Annotated in this window: 1 protein-coding gene; it reads left to right on the forward strand. The window is 42.6% G+C overall.

The window, feature by feature from the left end; all coding sequences use genetic code 11:
• Positions 1 to 230 (forward strand): hypothetical protein (locus tag Q0845_RS27820; RefSeq protein WP_298521239.1); only part of this gene is annotated, 230 nt, incomplete at both ends.

A 230-nucleotide genomic window follows, 5' to 3' on the forward strand; every position in this document is an offset into this window, starting at 1 on the left:
ACAGTAGATGTAAGTATTCCAATTATAGATGATACTACCGGTGAACCAACAGAGGACTTCACTGTAAATGGAACAGTTACTAGTGGGAACACTTCAAACACGAATGATAGTGGAACAGTAACGATCACCGATAACGATACACCAGCGATGAGCGTAGGTGATGTAACGGTGGCAGAAGATGCAGGAACAGCGAGTGTAGCTGTAAGTATTGACAATCCAAGTAGTGTAGA

The sequence above is a fragment of the uncultured Kordia sp. genome (genome assembly GCF_947489565.1).
Lineage (GTDB): Bacteria > Bacteroidota > Bacteroidia > Flavobacteriales > Flavobacteriaceae > Kordia.